We start from the raw sequence: 12,663 nt of genomic DNA on the forward strand, positions 1-12,663 counted from the left end.
GGAGACTATCGTCATGCGCGCCGCTCATCCGATCCAGAGGCAGACACTCGCGTCCCGCAGAGAGATGCTCGCTCTCGCCACGGCGGCCGCGCTGTCGCCGCTCGCGCCGGCGCGCGCCGCCTATGGCGGGCCGGAGCAAAGACTAGAGCCGATGTCCGGCGACGAAGTGGTGCGCAGCGGCCATCGCTTCTTCGGAGCCATCGCGCGCGATCTCGCGCAGGGCGTCGAGCAATTGGCGCGCCGCTGGGGCCGGCCCAACGCCTATGTGCTCGGCCAGGAGGGCTCGGGCGCCTTTGTCGGCGGCCTGCGCTATGGCGAAGGGGTCATGTATACGCGCAACGCCGGCCAGCGGCGCGTCTATTGGCAGGGGCCCTCGCTCGGCTTCGACGCCGGCGCCAATGGCGACCGCACCATGATGCTCATCTATAATCTGCCCGCGGTCGACGCCATCTACACGCGCTTCGGCGGCGTCGCCGGCTCGGCCTATCTCGTCGGCGGATTGGGCTTCACCGAGCTGACGGCGGACGGCGTCGTCATCGCGCCGATCCGCGCCGGTCTCGGCGCGCGATTGGGCCTCAATCTCGGCTATCTGAAATTCACGCCCGAAGCGACGTGGAACCCCTTCTGACGCGTCACGACTTCAGTTGCACGGCGCTATAGCTCGGCGTCAGCAGGCCGCCGAGCAGCGCGGTCGTGGATTTGGGGAAAAACGCCAGCGAATGCGCGTAGGTCGCCGTCACCAGCACGGCCGACTGCCCGTTGGAGAAGGTCGCCTTGATGAGATTGGTCTGCGCGGTCGAGAGGCTGGAGCCGGTCGGATAGGCGTAGACCACCGTCGGCGACGTCGCGCCCATGGTGACCTGAAACATCTGCAGCGTGAGGCCGGACGCCTTGATCTGCGGCGCGATATTGCCGAGCGCATAGGACGGCGTATAGAGCGACATTTCCGTCGAGCATGTTCCGGCCGGCGAATCCGAGCAATCGGCCCAGGAAATCGCATATTGCGCGGCGATTTTATTGACTGCGCTGAAGACGACATAGATCCGGCCGAATTCCGCGACGCCGGCGATCATCAGAATGATCACTGGCGTCAGCAGCGCGAATTCGACCGCCGCCGAGCCGCGCCGATCCAGACGTCGCGCGCCTCGCCCGCTCATTTGCTCTTCCGTCTGACGATGGCGCTCGAGCGCACATTGGAGAGCGGGCCGAATCCCGGCGCGAAGACGATCGCCGGCGCCTGCGCGCGCAAGACCAGCGGATCGCCGGCAGCGCCATAGTCGGGCGTCGTCTCGTCGGTGATCGCCACCGCGCTCGATTTGAGCCGCCACAAGGGCTGCAGATCGACGAGGAGATTGGCGTTGTTCTTGACCAATCCACCGCCGGACGAGACGATCTTGGCCTTCAATGCAGCGGCGTCGACATAGGTCGGCGTCGCCTTGGCGAAGCTCGAGCGCAGATAGTCGGCGGCGCCGTTGACGCCTGCGTCCAGCGACGTCTGGGTGATATAGAAGATCGAGATCTGCGCGATCCACAGCACGAGAAAAACGAAAGGCGTCGCCACAAAGGCGAACTCCACCGCCGTCGCGCCCCCGCGCGCGCCGAGGAAGCTCCGCAGAGCGTCGGGACACCAGCGCCGTCTCATACGCTCGCCACGGGAATACTGCGCATTCCGCAGAGTCGTCATTGCGAGGAGCAGAGCGACGAAACGATCCAGAACCGCCCCGCGACTCTGGATTGCTTCGCTTCGCTCGCAATGACGGCCGGGGCGGTCATCCAGACTTCGCGCAAAGCGATCACACGGAAACGGCGTCATAGCGTCGCGGTCGGCACAGTGATCGGATCACTCACGATCTCGAATCCGGAAAACGTCGAGATCGATCCGGGGGCGACGCTCGGCGTCGGCAATCGGACATAGGACGAGGGCGCGCCGCTCATCGAAGGACCGCCGAGCGCGGTGAGCTTCACATCGTCGATCGCGCCGCCGAATTTTTCCGTCGGCGTTCCGAGCGCTGAAAATGTCAGCCAATAGAAGCCGGGCTTGGTGACGAGGACATTGACGGTCCGCGTCTGCCACGCCGCGGCATAGCCGCAAATATCGAGCAGCGGATTGGCCTGCGCCGAATCGTAATCGGTGAGGCTGATCCCGTCGGGCGCGACGGTCGGCGCCGTCGTCGTGGTTCCATCTGGATTCGTGTAGGACGTCGTCGAGCTGAGCGCGCCGCCGACGATGGGGGCGCTCGCCTTCAGCGAATGCGACATGAAGACGCCGATGACATTGCTCGTCAGAGAGACGCTCGCCGTTGCGCCAGTGGCGCGGGATGTCGCCGTCGCGCTTCCGGAAAGCGCCGTGACATTGGCCGCGGAAGGCGTCGCGCCGCAATACACGCTGGAGAGCGAAGGGAACTGCCCGTCGGAAATATAGTAATAGCCGACCTTGTAATAGCCCGGATCGAGCAGGAAGCCGCGACTGATCAGCCGGCGCGTCGTCGCGCCCGAACCGCCGAGCTCGATCGCCTGCGTTCCGACGATAGCCGACTTCATCACATAGTCGAGCTGATTGACCGGCGCGGCGCCCCAGCCGCTCGCGGCGAGATTTGGCCAGCCGCTCGAGGCGCCGCTCGTGCCCGTGCTGCTCGTCATATTGCCGGAGGCGTTGATATAGGCGCTGGAGCCACTCGTCGAATAGCTGTAGCTCGGGCTGTCGAACTTATCCTCGAACAAGACCGTCGACGCCGTCCACGGATAATTGTCCTGCACGGAGCCGGAGCAAGTGCCGGTGCAAAGGCGCACATAGGCGATCGCGCCGCCATAGGAATCGCTCGCGCCGTCGGCCGCGAAGCTCAGCCAATAATTGCCGGGCGTGTTCACATAGATACGCACGCTGCGCTCCACCCACTCGAAATTTCCCGAATAGACGCAGACGTCGATGAGATTGGAGCCGCCTAGATTTTGCGTTCCGTCCAAGGTCTGATGCAGGGGCGGCGTTCCGCCCGTATTGGAGTCGAGATAGACGTTGATCTGATTGCTGCGCGATTTGTTGCTCGATGTCGTCGTCGACGAATTGCTGATGTAGGTCGAATTCGTATTGGTCGCCCAAGAGACGTCGCTCGCCGTCGATCCGCAGACATAGGTCGGATCATAGTCGGGATATTTCACGCGCGAATTGTAGAAGTAGCGCAGCTCGTAATTGCCGCCGGTGAGATATTGCATCGTCGATATGGACGAATTGCCGGCGCCGCCCGATCCATTGTCGCAATCGAGCTCGGCGGTGTTGTACGAGCCCGCCGGCACCGCATTGGAATAGACCTTGGAGTCGACCTCGAGGCAATAGCCGAGGATCACTCATTTGACGCCGCTCGAGCCCGTATAGCCGACCGTCGAGGAGGACACTGTCGTGGCGGAGGAGAGCGTATAGCCCCAAGAGCCGACCGCGACCTTGGTTCCCGGCGCGGCGTAGAGATAGCCGCAGGCGCTGCTCCCCGTGCAGCCCGTCACAGAGAATGTCTCATTGACGACGGTCGTCGAGGCGGTGCTGGATGGCGGCTGATCGATCGTGGCGATCGTGTCGAAGCAATGCGACGTCGCCGAGACTCTGAATTGAGCGACATTCCATATCTTCGAGAAAGCGGTCTTCACATTGGTCGACAAGGTGACGTCCGACGCGCCGCTTCCCGAATAGGAGAAGGGCGCGGTGTTGGTCAGCGCGAAGCCGAGCTTCTGCGCGCCGATCGAATTGGAGATATAGGCGTTCACCTTGGTGTTGTAGGCGGCGACGCCGCTCGCGCTCACCACGGAGACGACGCTCGGCCGCGAGGCGAATTGACAGGCCATGAGCGCTGTCTCGGATAATTTCTGCCGCGCCTGATAGAGACGCATGAGGTCGACGCCACCCGCGACGCCGGTCGATATCGCGAAGCCGATGAGGCCGAACAGGATCGCCACTTGGCCGGCGTCGTCACGCATGAACGCCCGAGCGAATCTGCTCCGCTCTCTCCTCGCCTCCATCCGCTCCCACGACGCCACCCTGGTCACCGCAGGACGAGGAAGCGTCCGAAACATTGAGGAAAGCTGAATCAGAGCCGTTGCTTCGGCGCGCTTCTTTCGAAAGAAGCTGAGCTTTTTATGAACGCCGCGCGAAAACGATCTGCGTGTCGCCATAGCGGCGGCGCTCTTCTTCGACGACGCCCTCCGGCAGGGAGAGCGGCGCCTCCGCCGCTTCTTCGACGACGACCATCGCGCCCTCGGCGAGCCAGCCGCCGTCGATCAGAGCCCGCAGCGCGCGCGAGGCGAGATCGCGCCCATAGGGCGGATCGAGAAAAGCGAGCGTGAACAATTCGCCGGGCGGCGCAAGGCCGAGCTTGGTCGCGTCGCGGCGGAAGACGCGCGTCACGCCGCCCGCGCCCAGCGCCTCGACATTGGCGCGCAACAGCGCGCGCGCCTCCGCGCCTTCGTCGACGAAGAGGATGCGCTCGGCGCCGCGCGAAAGGGCCTCGAGGCCGAGCGCGCCCGTGCCGGCGAAGAGATCGACGACGCGCGCCCCCGGAACCGGATCGTCATAGGCATGGGCGAGAATATCGAAGATGGATTCGCGCAGGCGATCCGAAGTGGGACGGATCGCCTGCGATTGCGGCGCCTTCAGCGCGCGGCCGCGAAAGGCGCCGGCGACGATACGCATGACTCAACGCGGCTTGCGCGGCGCGCCGCCGCCCGGCTTGCGCGGCCCCTTGCCGGCGGCGCCGCGCGGTTTGTCGCCTCCGCGAGGCGGTCCGCGGCGCGGCGCTTCGCCGGTCTTGGCCCCGCGACGCGGCGGGCGGGCGTCCCCATCCTTGCGCGGCGGACGCGAGTCCGCCCCGTCGCGACGCGGCGGACGCCCCTCGCCCTCACGGCGCGGAGCCCGCTCGCGGCGCGGCCCGTCGCCGGCGCCGAAGCTCGCTCCACCGCGATCGAAACGCTTCTTCCCATCGCCGGCGCGCGGACGCGAATCCGCTCCTTCGCGGCGCGGCGGGCGACCTTCGCCCTCACGACGCGGCGCACGCTCGCGGCGCGGCCCGTCGCCAAAGCTCGCCTCACGACGTTCGCCGCGATCGAAACGCTCCTTGCCCGCGCCGGTCCGCGGACGCGAATCCGCACCCTCGCGACGCGGAGGACGCCCTTCGCCTTCGCGGCGCGGAGCCCGCTCGCGGCGCGACCCGTCGCCAAAGCTCGCCTCACGACGTTCGCCGCGATCGAAACGCTCCTTGCCCGCGCCGGTCCGCGGACGCGAGTCCGCGCCCTCGCGACGCGGAGGACGCCCTTCTCCCTCACGACGCGGAGCAGCGCCAAAGCTCGCCTCACGACGCTCGCCGCGATCGAAACGCTCCTTGCCCGCGCCGGCGCGCGGACGCGAATCCGCTCCATCGCGGCGCGGCGGGCGACCTTCGCCCTCCCGGCGCGGCGCGCGCTCGCGGCGCGGCCCTTCGCTGGCGCCGAAGCTCGCCCCGCGACGCTCGCCGCGATCGAAACGCTCCTTACGCTCGCCGGATGGCGCGCGCGCCGCCGCCCCATCGCGACGCGGAGGACGCCCCTCCCCGTCCCGACGCGGCGGACGCGATGTTCTCTCCGAGCGGCCTTGTTCCACCCCGCCTTCCGGCGCGCGAGCGCGCCGTTCGGTCGGCCGGCCCTCGCCCGCGTCGAAACGCTTCGGCCGTCTCTCGCGATCACCCGCGAAGGGCCGCGCGTCATCGTCTCGTCGCGGGGCGCGCTCTCCGGCGAAGCGACGCCGGGCCGGCGCCTCCCCGCTCTCGGCGCGCGGCGGCGGACGGCGCTCGCCCGCAAAGCCCGCCTCGCCCTCGGTCCGCTCGGCTCGGAAACGGCGGGCGTTGCGCGTCGCCGCCGGCTCCTCGGCGGCGCGGCGCACGGGCACGATCTTCTCCACCGGCACGGCGCGGCCCTTGCGGTCGCTGGTCGCCGCGCGCTCTATGCGCGACCGCGGGCCCTTGCCGCGGGTCTCCTCGCGCTCGGCGCGCAGCGTGTCGACATGTTTGCGCGAGCGCGTCTTGGCGCGCTGGCGCGCTTCTTCGGCCGCCACATGCGGCGGCTCGTCGGTCTCGCGCCGCGGCGAGGAGAAATCCACGCCGGCGAGCTCGGCCAATCCCTTGCCGAGCTGCTCGCGCAACGTCTTCAGCCGCACCTCCTCGACGACGCCCTCCGCGAGCTCGCCGAGCTGGAAGGGGCCGAAGGAGATGCGGATCAGCCGATTGACGTCGAGCCCCAAATGCTCGAGCACGCGCTTGATCTCGCGGTTCTTGCCTTCGCGCAGCGTCATGGAGATCCAGACATTGGCCCCCTGCACGCGGTCGAGCTTGGCGTCGATCGGCGCATAATCGACATCGTCGACGGTGACGCCCTTCCTCAGCTCGTCGAGCCGCGCCTGGTCGATATCGCCATGGGCGCGCACGCGGTAGCGCCTCGTCCAGCCCGTCGCCGGAAGCTCGAGCGTGCGCGCGAGGCCGCCGTCATTGGTCAGCAGCAGCAGGCCTTCGGTATTGATGTCGAGCCGCCCGACGCTCACCAAGCGCGGCAGATCGGGAAAGCGCTCCTCGAGGAAGCCGAAGACGGTCTCGCGTCCCTCCGGATCCTTGGCGCTGGTGACGAGTCCGGCGGGCTTGTGGAACAAAAACAGCCGCGTCGGCTCGCGCTCGGCGAGCGGCTGGCCGTCCACCTCTATGCGGTCGCCCTCCTGCACATTGAAGGCGGGGCTGTCCAGCACGCGTCCATTGACGGAGACGCGCCCTTCCGCGACCCAAATCTCGGCGTCGCGGCGCGAGCAGGCGCCGGCGCGCGCCATGACCTTGGCGATACGCTCGCCCTCGAAGGCGCTGGCGGCCGAATCGTCGGGCGCGGGCTTCACCGGAACACGGCGACGCGGCGGCTGGTCGCCGCCGTCCTTACGGCGGGCGGGTCTTTCTGGCTTTTTGTCGGTCATCACGCCCTGATAGCAGGTCGCGGGGCGGAAGAGAAAGGCGCTGCGGCCGCTTTTTCACTCGTCATTCGCCATGAATCCGAGTTATGGCCTCAAATCCCCTAGGGAGCAGCGCCCCCGCCCCGCGAAAGGCGGCCGGCCTCCCCTATTTCGGCGCATAGAGGCAACAGACTTCTGGAGGCGGTATGGCTCATCTGATCGTGCATGGCGGACGCCCGCTCAGCGGCAGGATCATCCCTTCCGCGAATAAGAACGCCGTGCTGCCCATTCTCTGCGCCACGCTGCTGACCAGCCGCCCGTTGCGCATCCATGGCGTGCCGGAGATCACCGACGTCAAGAAGATCCTCGAATTGTTCCGCACGCTCGGCAGCGATGTGCGGATGGATTTTTCGACCGGCCTGCTCGAGCTGCGCCACGAGGACACGCGCTTCGATCCGTCCATCCATCGCCTGCCGGCGGAGATGCGCTCCTCCATCATGCTGGCGCCGCCGCTGCTCGCGCGCTTCGGCGTCGCCCGCATAGAGGACGACGTCAAGGGCTGCACGCTCGGCGCGCGCGAGATCGACCCGCATATCGAAGTGCTGAAATCCTTCGGCGCGACGATCGAGCGCAGCGAGGATTCGCTCGTCATCCGCTCCGACGGCCCGTTGCGCGCGACGCGGCATTGGCTCGATTACGCCTCCGTCACCACGACCGAGAATTTCGTGCTCTGCGCGGCGCTCGCCACCGGCCAATCCAAGCTCAACAACGCCGCCTCCGAGCCGCATGTGCAGGAGTTCTGCGCCTTCATGCAGACGCTCGGCGCGCGCATCTCCGGAATCGGCACATCGCAGCTCACGCTGGACGGCGTCGACTCCCTCTCCGGCGGCGAGTTTCATCTGACCGAGGATTTCCACGAGGTCGCGACTTTTCTCGCGCTCGGGGCGATCACCGGCGGCGGCGTCGAGGTGAAGAATTCCGCGCCCGATCAGTTTCCGCTGATCGATCGCACTTTCGCGAAATTCGGCGTGCATGTCGTGCATGAGGACGGCTGGTCCAAGACCAAGGCCAATGGCCCGCTGAAAGTCGCCGAGCCCTTCACCCGCAATGTGCTGCAGAAGGTGGAGGCGGCGCCCTGGCCTTATCTGCCAGTCGATCTCCTGCCCATCTTCATCGCGCTCGGCGTCAAGGCCGAGGGCAGCGTGATGTTCTGGAACAAGGTCTATGACGGCGCGCTGGGCTGGACGGGCGAGCTCTCCAAATTCGGCGCGCATGTATTTTTGTCGGACCCGCATCGGCTCATCGCCTTCGGCGGCAAGCCTCTGGTCCCGGCGCAGGTGGAGAGCCCCTATATCATCCGCGTCGCCATCGCTCTGCTGATGCTGGCGGCGAGCATAGAAGGGCGTTCGGTGATCCATAACGCCACGCCGATCAAGCGCGCGCATCCGCGCTTCGTCGAGAATCTGCGCATGCTCGGCGCGGAGGTGGAATGGACCGGCGGGGATTGAGGGGACGCCGCTCTAGAAGATCGCTTCTATGCCCTTGCGGCGGATGAGGTCGAGCAAAACGAGAGCGGGGCCGCTCGGCCGCTTTGCGCCGCGCTCGAGCTGCGAGACATAGCCGACCGTAAGGTTGAGATAGCGAGCGAAGACCGCTTGGCTCATCCGCGCCTTCTCGCGAAGATCGCGGATTTCCTCGCCCGTGATCGGCGCGGGCGCGCGGTCCTTTTCCAGCTGACGCAATGTGATCTTCGCATGACTCGCCTCGTCCATGATCTCGAGGCGGCGCATGTCTCCCGCCGTTTCGAGAATGGCGTCGCGCAAACGGCTCGTAGACTCGCTAGGCGTGGCTTTCTTCGTCATGTCGCACCTCCTGAATTGCTCCGTCTTCGAGAGCCGCCTCGATGCGTTCCGTTGTCGCGTCGAGCCATCCGCGCGCCACGAGGCGCAAATCCTCCAATTCGTCCGGCTCGATATTTTCCCTTTCGCTCTTGGCGAAGCCGTAAAGAAAAACAGCGCGTTCCTCGACGCGAAATGCGATGATCATGCGATAGCCGCCAGAACGTCCTCGGCCCCGTCTGGCGACGCGCTGCTTGATGAGGCCGCCGCCCAAATCGGCGTCGACGAGGCCGCGCGCGGCGCGGAAGATCACCTCGTTCAAGCTCTCGTCGTCGATCCGCTCGCTACGCGCGAACCTCGCAAACCATCTGATTTTGAAGACGCGCACCACATCCCCATAGTTCTAAGCACTATAGCGCATAGAACGATGATTTCAAGCAGACGATCAGGTGATCGAGCGCGGCCATGTTCGAGGCTCGCGTCGCTGCAACAAGCCGGAGTCCAGGCGCTTGAATCGCGTGCGACGGTGTTCGATATTCGGCGCGCTCCTATGGGCGCTCCTCGGGATGAGGAGCCTGGCTTGGCGCGAGACGAAGCAATCAGAGCGAATGACCGATCCCCTCACCGCCGCCTTCGACGCCGCGCGCGAGGCCTTCGCCGCGAATGAAGTCCCCGTCGGCGCCGCCATCGCGCGCAATGGCTCCGTCATCGCCGTCGCGGGCAACCGCACGCTGCGCGACAAAGACCCCACGGCGCACGCGGAAATGCTCGCCATTCGCGCCGCCTGCTCGATGCTCGGGACGGAGCGGCTCACCGATTGCGATCTCTATGTCACGCTCGAGCCCTGCGCCATGTGCGCGGCGGCGATCTCCTTCGCGCGCATCCGCCGGCTCTATTTCGCCGCCGATGATCCCAAGGGCGGCGGCGTTGAGCATGGCGCGCGCTTCTTCTCGCTGAAGACCTGCCATCATGCGCCGGATGTCTATGGCGGCCTGCGCGAGAGCGAGGCGGCGGAATTGCTGCGCGCCTTTTTTCAGGCGCGGCGCTGAAGCTCGAGCCGCGCGGCGGCCATCTGCAATCCTTCGAACACTTGCGCGCGGCAGGCGTCGCCCGCCTCGAAAATGCGCTTCGCCTTGAACAGATCGAGCGCGAGATATTGATTGACCGCGGGCGAGATCAGCACATCGGGCGGGTTCTCCTCGATCATGCGCTCGCTGATGGCGTTCATCATGATCTGGCTCGCGACGATGATCGTCTCGATCGGCGAGGGCGGACGATTGCGCGCGCGCCCGCTCGACGCGCCCGAGACATCGACGGCGAGCACGATATCGGCGCGCCCGGCGAGATGATTATAGGGAAGCGGATTGACGAGGCCGCCGTCGATCAGAAAACTGTCGCCATAGACGACAGGCCGCACCAGACCCGGAATGGCCATGGAGCCGCCGACGGCCGGCTGCAGCGGGCCGGAAGAGATCGCGGCCTCGCGGCGCAAGCGAAAATCCGTCGCCACGGCGATGAAGGGAATCTGCAGCTCCTCGAAAGTCTCCGGCATGCCCTGCGGCCAGAATGCGTCGAGGAAGCGCTCCGCGTCGAGGAGCGCGGGATGCGCGAAATCGGAGAAGGTGCGCGCGCGACGACGCGCCCGCGAGCGCAGCAGCCGACGCGCCAGACGCACGCGGTTGCGGAACATGTTCTCCGCATGGGCGCGCAGCTCCGCGCCGGAAAAGCCCGCCGCATAGGCCGCGCCGACGATCGCGCCGATCGACGTGCCGGCGATGGCGCAGGGACGCACGCCCAATTCGTCCAGCGCCTCCAGCACGGCGATATGGGCGAGTCCACGCGCGCCGCCGCCGCCCAGCGCCAAGGCGACGCTGAAGCGAAATTCGCTCACAGAAACGAGTCCAGCGCGGCGAGCGTCGCCTCCGGCGCCTCCTCGGCGAGATAATGGCCGCTGTCGATCTCGACGCCGCGAAGATCCGTCGTCCATTCGCGCCATTGCGCGAGCAGCGCCGCGCCATGGCCGGTGAAGCTCGCAGCGCCCCACAGCGCGAGCGTCGGCACGATGATTTTCTTGCCCGCCGCGCGATCGGCGAGATCGAGTTGACGATCCGGCCCCGCGTCGGCGCGAAAATCCTCGCAAAAGGCATGGATGCGCGAAGGCTCGTCGAAGGCCGCGCGATAATGGGCGAGCGCGCGCGGATCGAAGGCGTCGAGCGTTCCGCTCTTGGTTCCGCTCGCCAGCGCATCCTCGAGGAAGCCTTTCGGATCGAGGCCGATGAGCTGCTCGGGCTTGGGCGCGGGCTGCGACAGCAGGCGCGCGCGGCCGAGGCGGCGCAAATCGGCGTCGCCGATCGATTCCTCGAGCGGCGCTATGTCGAGCAGAGCGAGCCTCTCCAGCCGTCCGGGATGGTCGAGCGCGAAGCGGAAGCCGACGCGCGCGCCGCGATCATGGCCGACCAGCGAGAAACGCACATGGCCGAGCTGCTCCATCACGACGATGACGTCATCGCCCTGAGCGCGCTTCGTATAGGCCTCGCCCTTCTCGCTCGGCGGCGCGGAGGACCAGCCATAGCCGCGCAAATCCATGGCCACGACGAAGAATCGCTCGGCGAGCCGCGGCGCGACGCCGGCCCAGGCGACATGAGTCTCGCCGAAGCCGTGCAGCAGCAGTAGCGGCGGGCCGGAGCCGGAGGAGCGGGCGAAGACGGAGCCGGCGGGCGCGTCGATCCAATGCGAGGCGAAGCCGGGAAAAAGATCTGCGAGATCGGACATCGGATCCATGCCCTTCAGGTTCGAGGGAAGCCGGCTCTAGGCGTCGTGTGAAGCCTTTCGTTTCGTCTGAAGCCTTTTCTTGACGCGAAAGATTTTCAAAAGGGCCCGCCGCGAGCATGCCTCCGGTCTTGCCGCGCTGTTTATCCACAACAAATAATCTGGCGCGGCCCGTGGGGCCGTGGCGCGCGATTTGCGTCGTCTCCGCGATCCTCGAGGCCCGTGTCGGAAAACCGACAAAGACCTCTAGCCAGAACCGGGACGGTACGTTAAGCTACTGAAATCACAGCTAGTTTACAACCCTTCCAAACTAGGTGCGGAGATGATCGTCTGCTCTTGCAATGTGCTCTCGGACGGACAAGTCCGCGAAGCTCTCGGAGGAAGATCGGATCGACCGAGCGTCGGCGCGATCTTTCGGCATATGGGGTGCGAGCCACGCTGCGGCCGATGCGCGCGAAACATCAGCGCGATCGTCGACCAGCATGCGGCGGTCCCAGCCGATCATTGCAGCGGCGCCGGCGAGTGCGATAATTGTCGCGCCGACGAATTGGCTGCATGACCCGGTTCGCTTCGACCGGGCGGAAGGGGGACATATGCGCGGTGACGCGAAACTCATCGATTATCTCAATCGCGGCGTCCGCGCCGAACTGACGGCGATCAATCAATATTGGCTGCATTACCGCATCCTCGACAATTGGGGATTCCGGGAGCTCGGCAAGAAATGGCGCGCCGAGTCGATCGAGGAGATGGAGCACGCCGATAAATTCGTGCATCGCGTCCTCTTCCTCGAAGGCTTTCCGAACATGCAGAGCCTCGACCCTCTGCGCATCGGCCAGTCGGTCGAAGAGATCATCCGCCTCGACCTCGCCACGGAGATCGACGCGCGCGCGCTCTATCTCGAGGCGGCCGATTATGCGCTGTCGATCCACGACCGCGTCAGCAAGCTGCTGTTCGAAGAGGTCGTGCAGAGCGAGGAGCGCCATATCGATTTTCTCGAGACCCAGCTCGAGCTGATCAAGCAGCTCGGCGTTCAGCTCTATTCGCAAAAGCACGTTGGCGACCTCTCGTAAGAGAGGCGCGGCGCTTATGGGGTGACGTTTTCCTCATGCTGAGGAC

General features: G+C 66.2%; 15 protein-coding genes. 5 read left to right on the plus strand and 10 right to left on the minus strand.

All coding sequences use genetic code 11. The features are described 5' to 3' along the window. Nucleotides 1-13: 13 nt before the first annotated feature. The gene (locus IY145_RS05120) at nucleotides 14-628 is read left to right on the plus strand and encodes a DUF1134 domain-containing protein (RefSeq protein ID WP_246721790.1); all 615 of its coding nucleotides are present in this window, start codon (nucleotides 14-16) and stop codon (nucleotides 626-628) included. Nucleotides 629-632: 4 nt separating this feature from the next. On the opposite strand, the gene IY145_RS05125 is transcribed toward IY145_RS05120, so the two are convergent. From IY145_RS05125 to IY145_RS05150, 6 genes are all read right to left on the minus strand, one after another. Beyond that, complete coding sequence (locus tag IY145_RS05125) at nucleotides 633-1,157, minus strand: TadE family protein (protein WP_196407218.1); 525 nt, start codon at nucleotides 1,155-1,157, stop codon at nucleotides 633-635. Further along, complete coding sequence (locus IY145_RS05130) at nucleotides 1,154-1,642, minus strand: TadE/TadG family type IV pilus assembly protein (RefSeq protein ID WP_196407219.1); 489 nt, start codon at nucleotides 1,640-1,642, stop codon at nucleotides 1,154-1,156. Before IY145_RS05130 ends, IY145_RS05125 begins: the two co-directional genes overlap by 4 nt. A 167-nt stretch (nucleotides 1,643-1,809) precedes the next feature. Next, nucleotides 1,810-3,342 carry a hypothetical protein gene (locus IY145_RS05135; protein ID WP_196407220.1) on the minus strand — a complete coding sequence of 511 codons (1,533 nt, stop codon included), beginning with the start codon at nucleotides 3,340-3,342 and terminating at the stop codon, nucleotides 1,810-1,812. Continuing rightward, a complete protein-coding gene (locus IY145_RS05140) occupies nucleotides 3,343-3,963 on the minus strand; it encodes a TadE/TadG family type IV pilus assembly protein (protein ID WP_196407221.1) in 621 nt (206 codons plus the stop codon). It abuts the gene before it with no gap. A gap of 157 nt (nucleotides 3,964-4,120) precedes the next feature. Continuing rightward, complete coding sequence (rsmD, locus tag IY145_RS05145) at nucleotides 4,121-4,675, minus strand: 16S rRNA (guanine(966)-N(2))-methyltransferase RsmD (RefSeq protein ID WP_196407222.1); 555 nt, start codon at nucleotides 4,673-4,675, stop codon at nucleotides 4,121-4,123. Nucleotides 4,676-4,678: 3 nt separating this feature from the next. Then, a complete protein-coding gene (locus tag IY145_RS05150) occupies nucleotides 4,679-6,964 on the minus strand; it encodes a pseudouridine synthase (RefSeq protein WP_196407223.1) in 2,286 nt (761 codons plus the stop codon). 182 nt (nucleotides 6,965-7,146) lie between these two features. Between IY145_RS05150 and IY145_RS05155 the strand changes: the two genes are divergently transcribed. Then, nucleotides 7,147-8,448 (plus strand): UDP-N-acetylglucosamine 1-carboxyvinyltransferase, encoded by a 1,302-nt coding sequence (locus IY145_RS05155; RefSeq protein WP_196407224.1) that lies wholly within the window; start codon nucleotides 7,147-7,149, stop codon nucleotides 8,446-8,448. Between the two features lie 12 nt (nucleotides 8,449-8,460). Here IY145_RS05155 and IY145_RS05160 read toward each other — a convergent pair whose 3' ends face one another. Continuing rightward, a complete protein-coding gene (locus IY145_RS05160; protein ID WP_196407225.1) occupies nucleotides 8,461-8,802 on the minus strand; it encodes a DNA-binding transcriptional regulator in 342 nt (113 codons plus the stop codon). Next, nucleotides 8,780-9,166 carry a type II toxin-antitoxin system RelE/ParE family toxin gene (locus tag IY145_RS05165; protein ID WP_196407226.1) on the minus strand — a complete coding sequence of 129 codons (387 nt, stop codon included), beginning with the start codon at nucleotides 9,164-9,166 and terminating at the stop codon, nucleotides 8,780-8,782. Before IY145_RS05165 ends, IY145_RS05160 begins: the two co-directional genes overlap by 23 nt. Nucleotides 9,167-9,386: 220 nt before the next feature. Between IY145_RS05165 and IY145_RS05170 the strand changes: the two genes are divergently transcribed. Continuing rightward, the gene (locus IY145_RS05170) at nucleotides 9,387-9,827 is read left to right on the plus strand and encodes a nucleoside deaminase (protein ID WP_196407227.1); all 441 of its coding nucleotides are present in this window, start codon (nucleotides 9,387-9,389) and stop codon (nucleotides 9,825-9,827) included. Here IY145_RS05170 and IY145_RS05175 read toward each other — a convergent pair. Together IY145_RS05175 and IY145_RS05180 are read right to left on the minus strand one after the other, a co-directional pair. Then, a complete protein-coding gene (locus IY145_RS05175) occupies nucleotides 9,812-10,669 on the minus strand; it encodes a patatin-like phospholipase family protein (protein ID WP_196407228.1) in 858 nt (285 codons plus the stop codon). The genes IY145_RS05170 and IY145_RS05175 overlap by 16 nt on opposite strands. Next, nucleotides 10,666-11,550 (minus strand): alpha/beta fold hydrolase, encoded by an 885-nt coding sequence (locus IY145_RS05180; RefSeq protein ID WP_196407229.1) that lies wholly within the window; start codon nucleotides 11,548-11,550, stop codon nucleotides 10,666-10,668. Before IY145_RS05180 ends, IY145_RS05175 begins: the two co-directional genes overlap by 4 nt. A gap of 319 nt (nucleotides 11,551-11,869) precedes the next feature. On the opposite strand from IY145_RS05180, the gene IY145_RS05185 reads away from it, so the two are divergent. Together IY145_RS05185 and bfr are read left to right on the plus strand one after the other, a co-directional pair. Then, on the plus strand, nucleotides 11,870-12,106 hold the full coding sequence (locus tag IY145_RS05185) for a bacterioferritin-associated ferredoxin (RefSeq protein WP_196407230.1): 237 nt from the start codon (nucleotides 11,870-11,872) through the stop codon (nucleotides 12,104-12,106). A gap of 34 nt (nucleotides 12,107-12,140) precedes the next feature. Further along, the gene (gene bfr / locus IY145_RS05190; protein ID WP_196407231.1) at nucleotides 12,141-12,617 is read left to right on the plus strand and encodes a bacterioferritin; all 477 of its coding nucleotides are present in this window, start codon (nucleotides 12,141-12,143) and stop codon (nucleotides 12,615-12,617) included. Nucleotides 12,618-12,663 lie beyond the last annotated feature (46 nt).

It is taken from the genome of Methylosinus sp. H3A, from assembly GCF_015709455.1.
GTDB lineage: Bacteria > Pseudomonadota > Alphaproteobacteria > Rhizobiales > Beijerinckiaceae > Methylosinus.

Coding starts and splice junctions, on each gene's coding strand:
- IY145_RS05120 (WP_246721790.1), top strand. CDS start 14: ATGCGCGCCGCTCATCCGATCCAGAGGCAGACACTCGCGTCCCGCAGA.
- IY145_RS05155 (WP_196407224.1), top strand. CDS start 7,147: ATGGCTCATCTGATCGTGCATGGCGGACGCCCGCTCAGCGGCAGGATC.
- bfr (WP_196407231.1), top strand. CDS start 12,141: ATGCGCGGTGACGCGAAACTCATCGATTATCTCAATCGCGGCGTCCGC.
- IY145_RS05160 (WP_196407225.1), bottom strand. CDS start 8,802: ATGACGAAGAAAGCCACGCCTAGCGAGTCTACGAGCCGTTTGCGCGAC.
- IY145_RS05185 (WP_196407230.1), top strand. CDS start 11,870: ATGATCGTCTGCTCTTGCAATGTGCTCTCGGACGGACAAGTCCGCGAA.
- IY145_RS05125 (WP_196407218.1), bottom strand. CDS start 1,157: ATGAGCGGGCGAGGCGCGCGACGTCTGGATCGGCGCGGCTCGGCGGCG.
- IY145_RS05140 (WP_196407221.1), bottom strand. CDS start 3,963: ATGCGTGACGACGCCGGCCAAGTGGCGATCCTGTTCGGCCTCATCGGC.
- IY145_RS05150 (WP_196407223.1), bottom strand. CDS start 6,964: ATGACCGACAAAAAGCCAGAAAGACCCGCCCGCCGTAAGGACGGCGGC.
- IY145_RS05170 (WP_196407227.1), top strand. CDS start 9,387: ATGACCGATCCCCTCACCGCCGCCTTCGACGCCGCGCGCGAGGCCTTC.
- IY145_RS05180 (WP_196407229.1), bottom strand. CDS start 11,550: ATGTCCGATCTCGCAGATCTTTTTCCCGGCTTCGCCTCGCATTGGATC.
- IY145_RS05130 (WP_196407219.1), bottom strand. CDS start 1,642: ATGAGACGGCGCTGGTGTCCCGACGCTCTGCGGAGCTTCCTCGGCGCG.
- rsmD (WP_196407222.1), bottom strand. CDS start 4,675: ATGCGTATCGTCGCCGGCGCCTTTCGCGGCCGCGCGCTGAAGGCGCCG.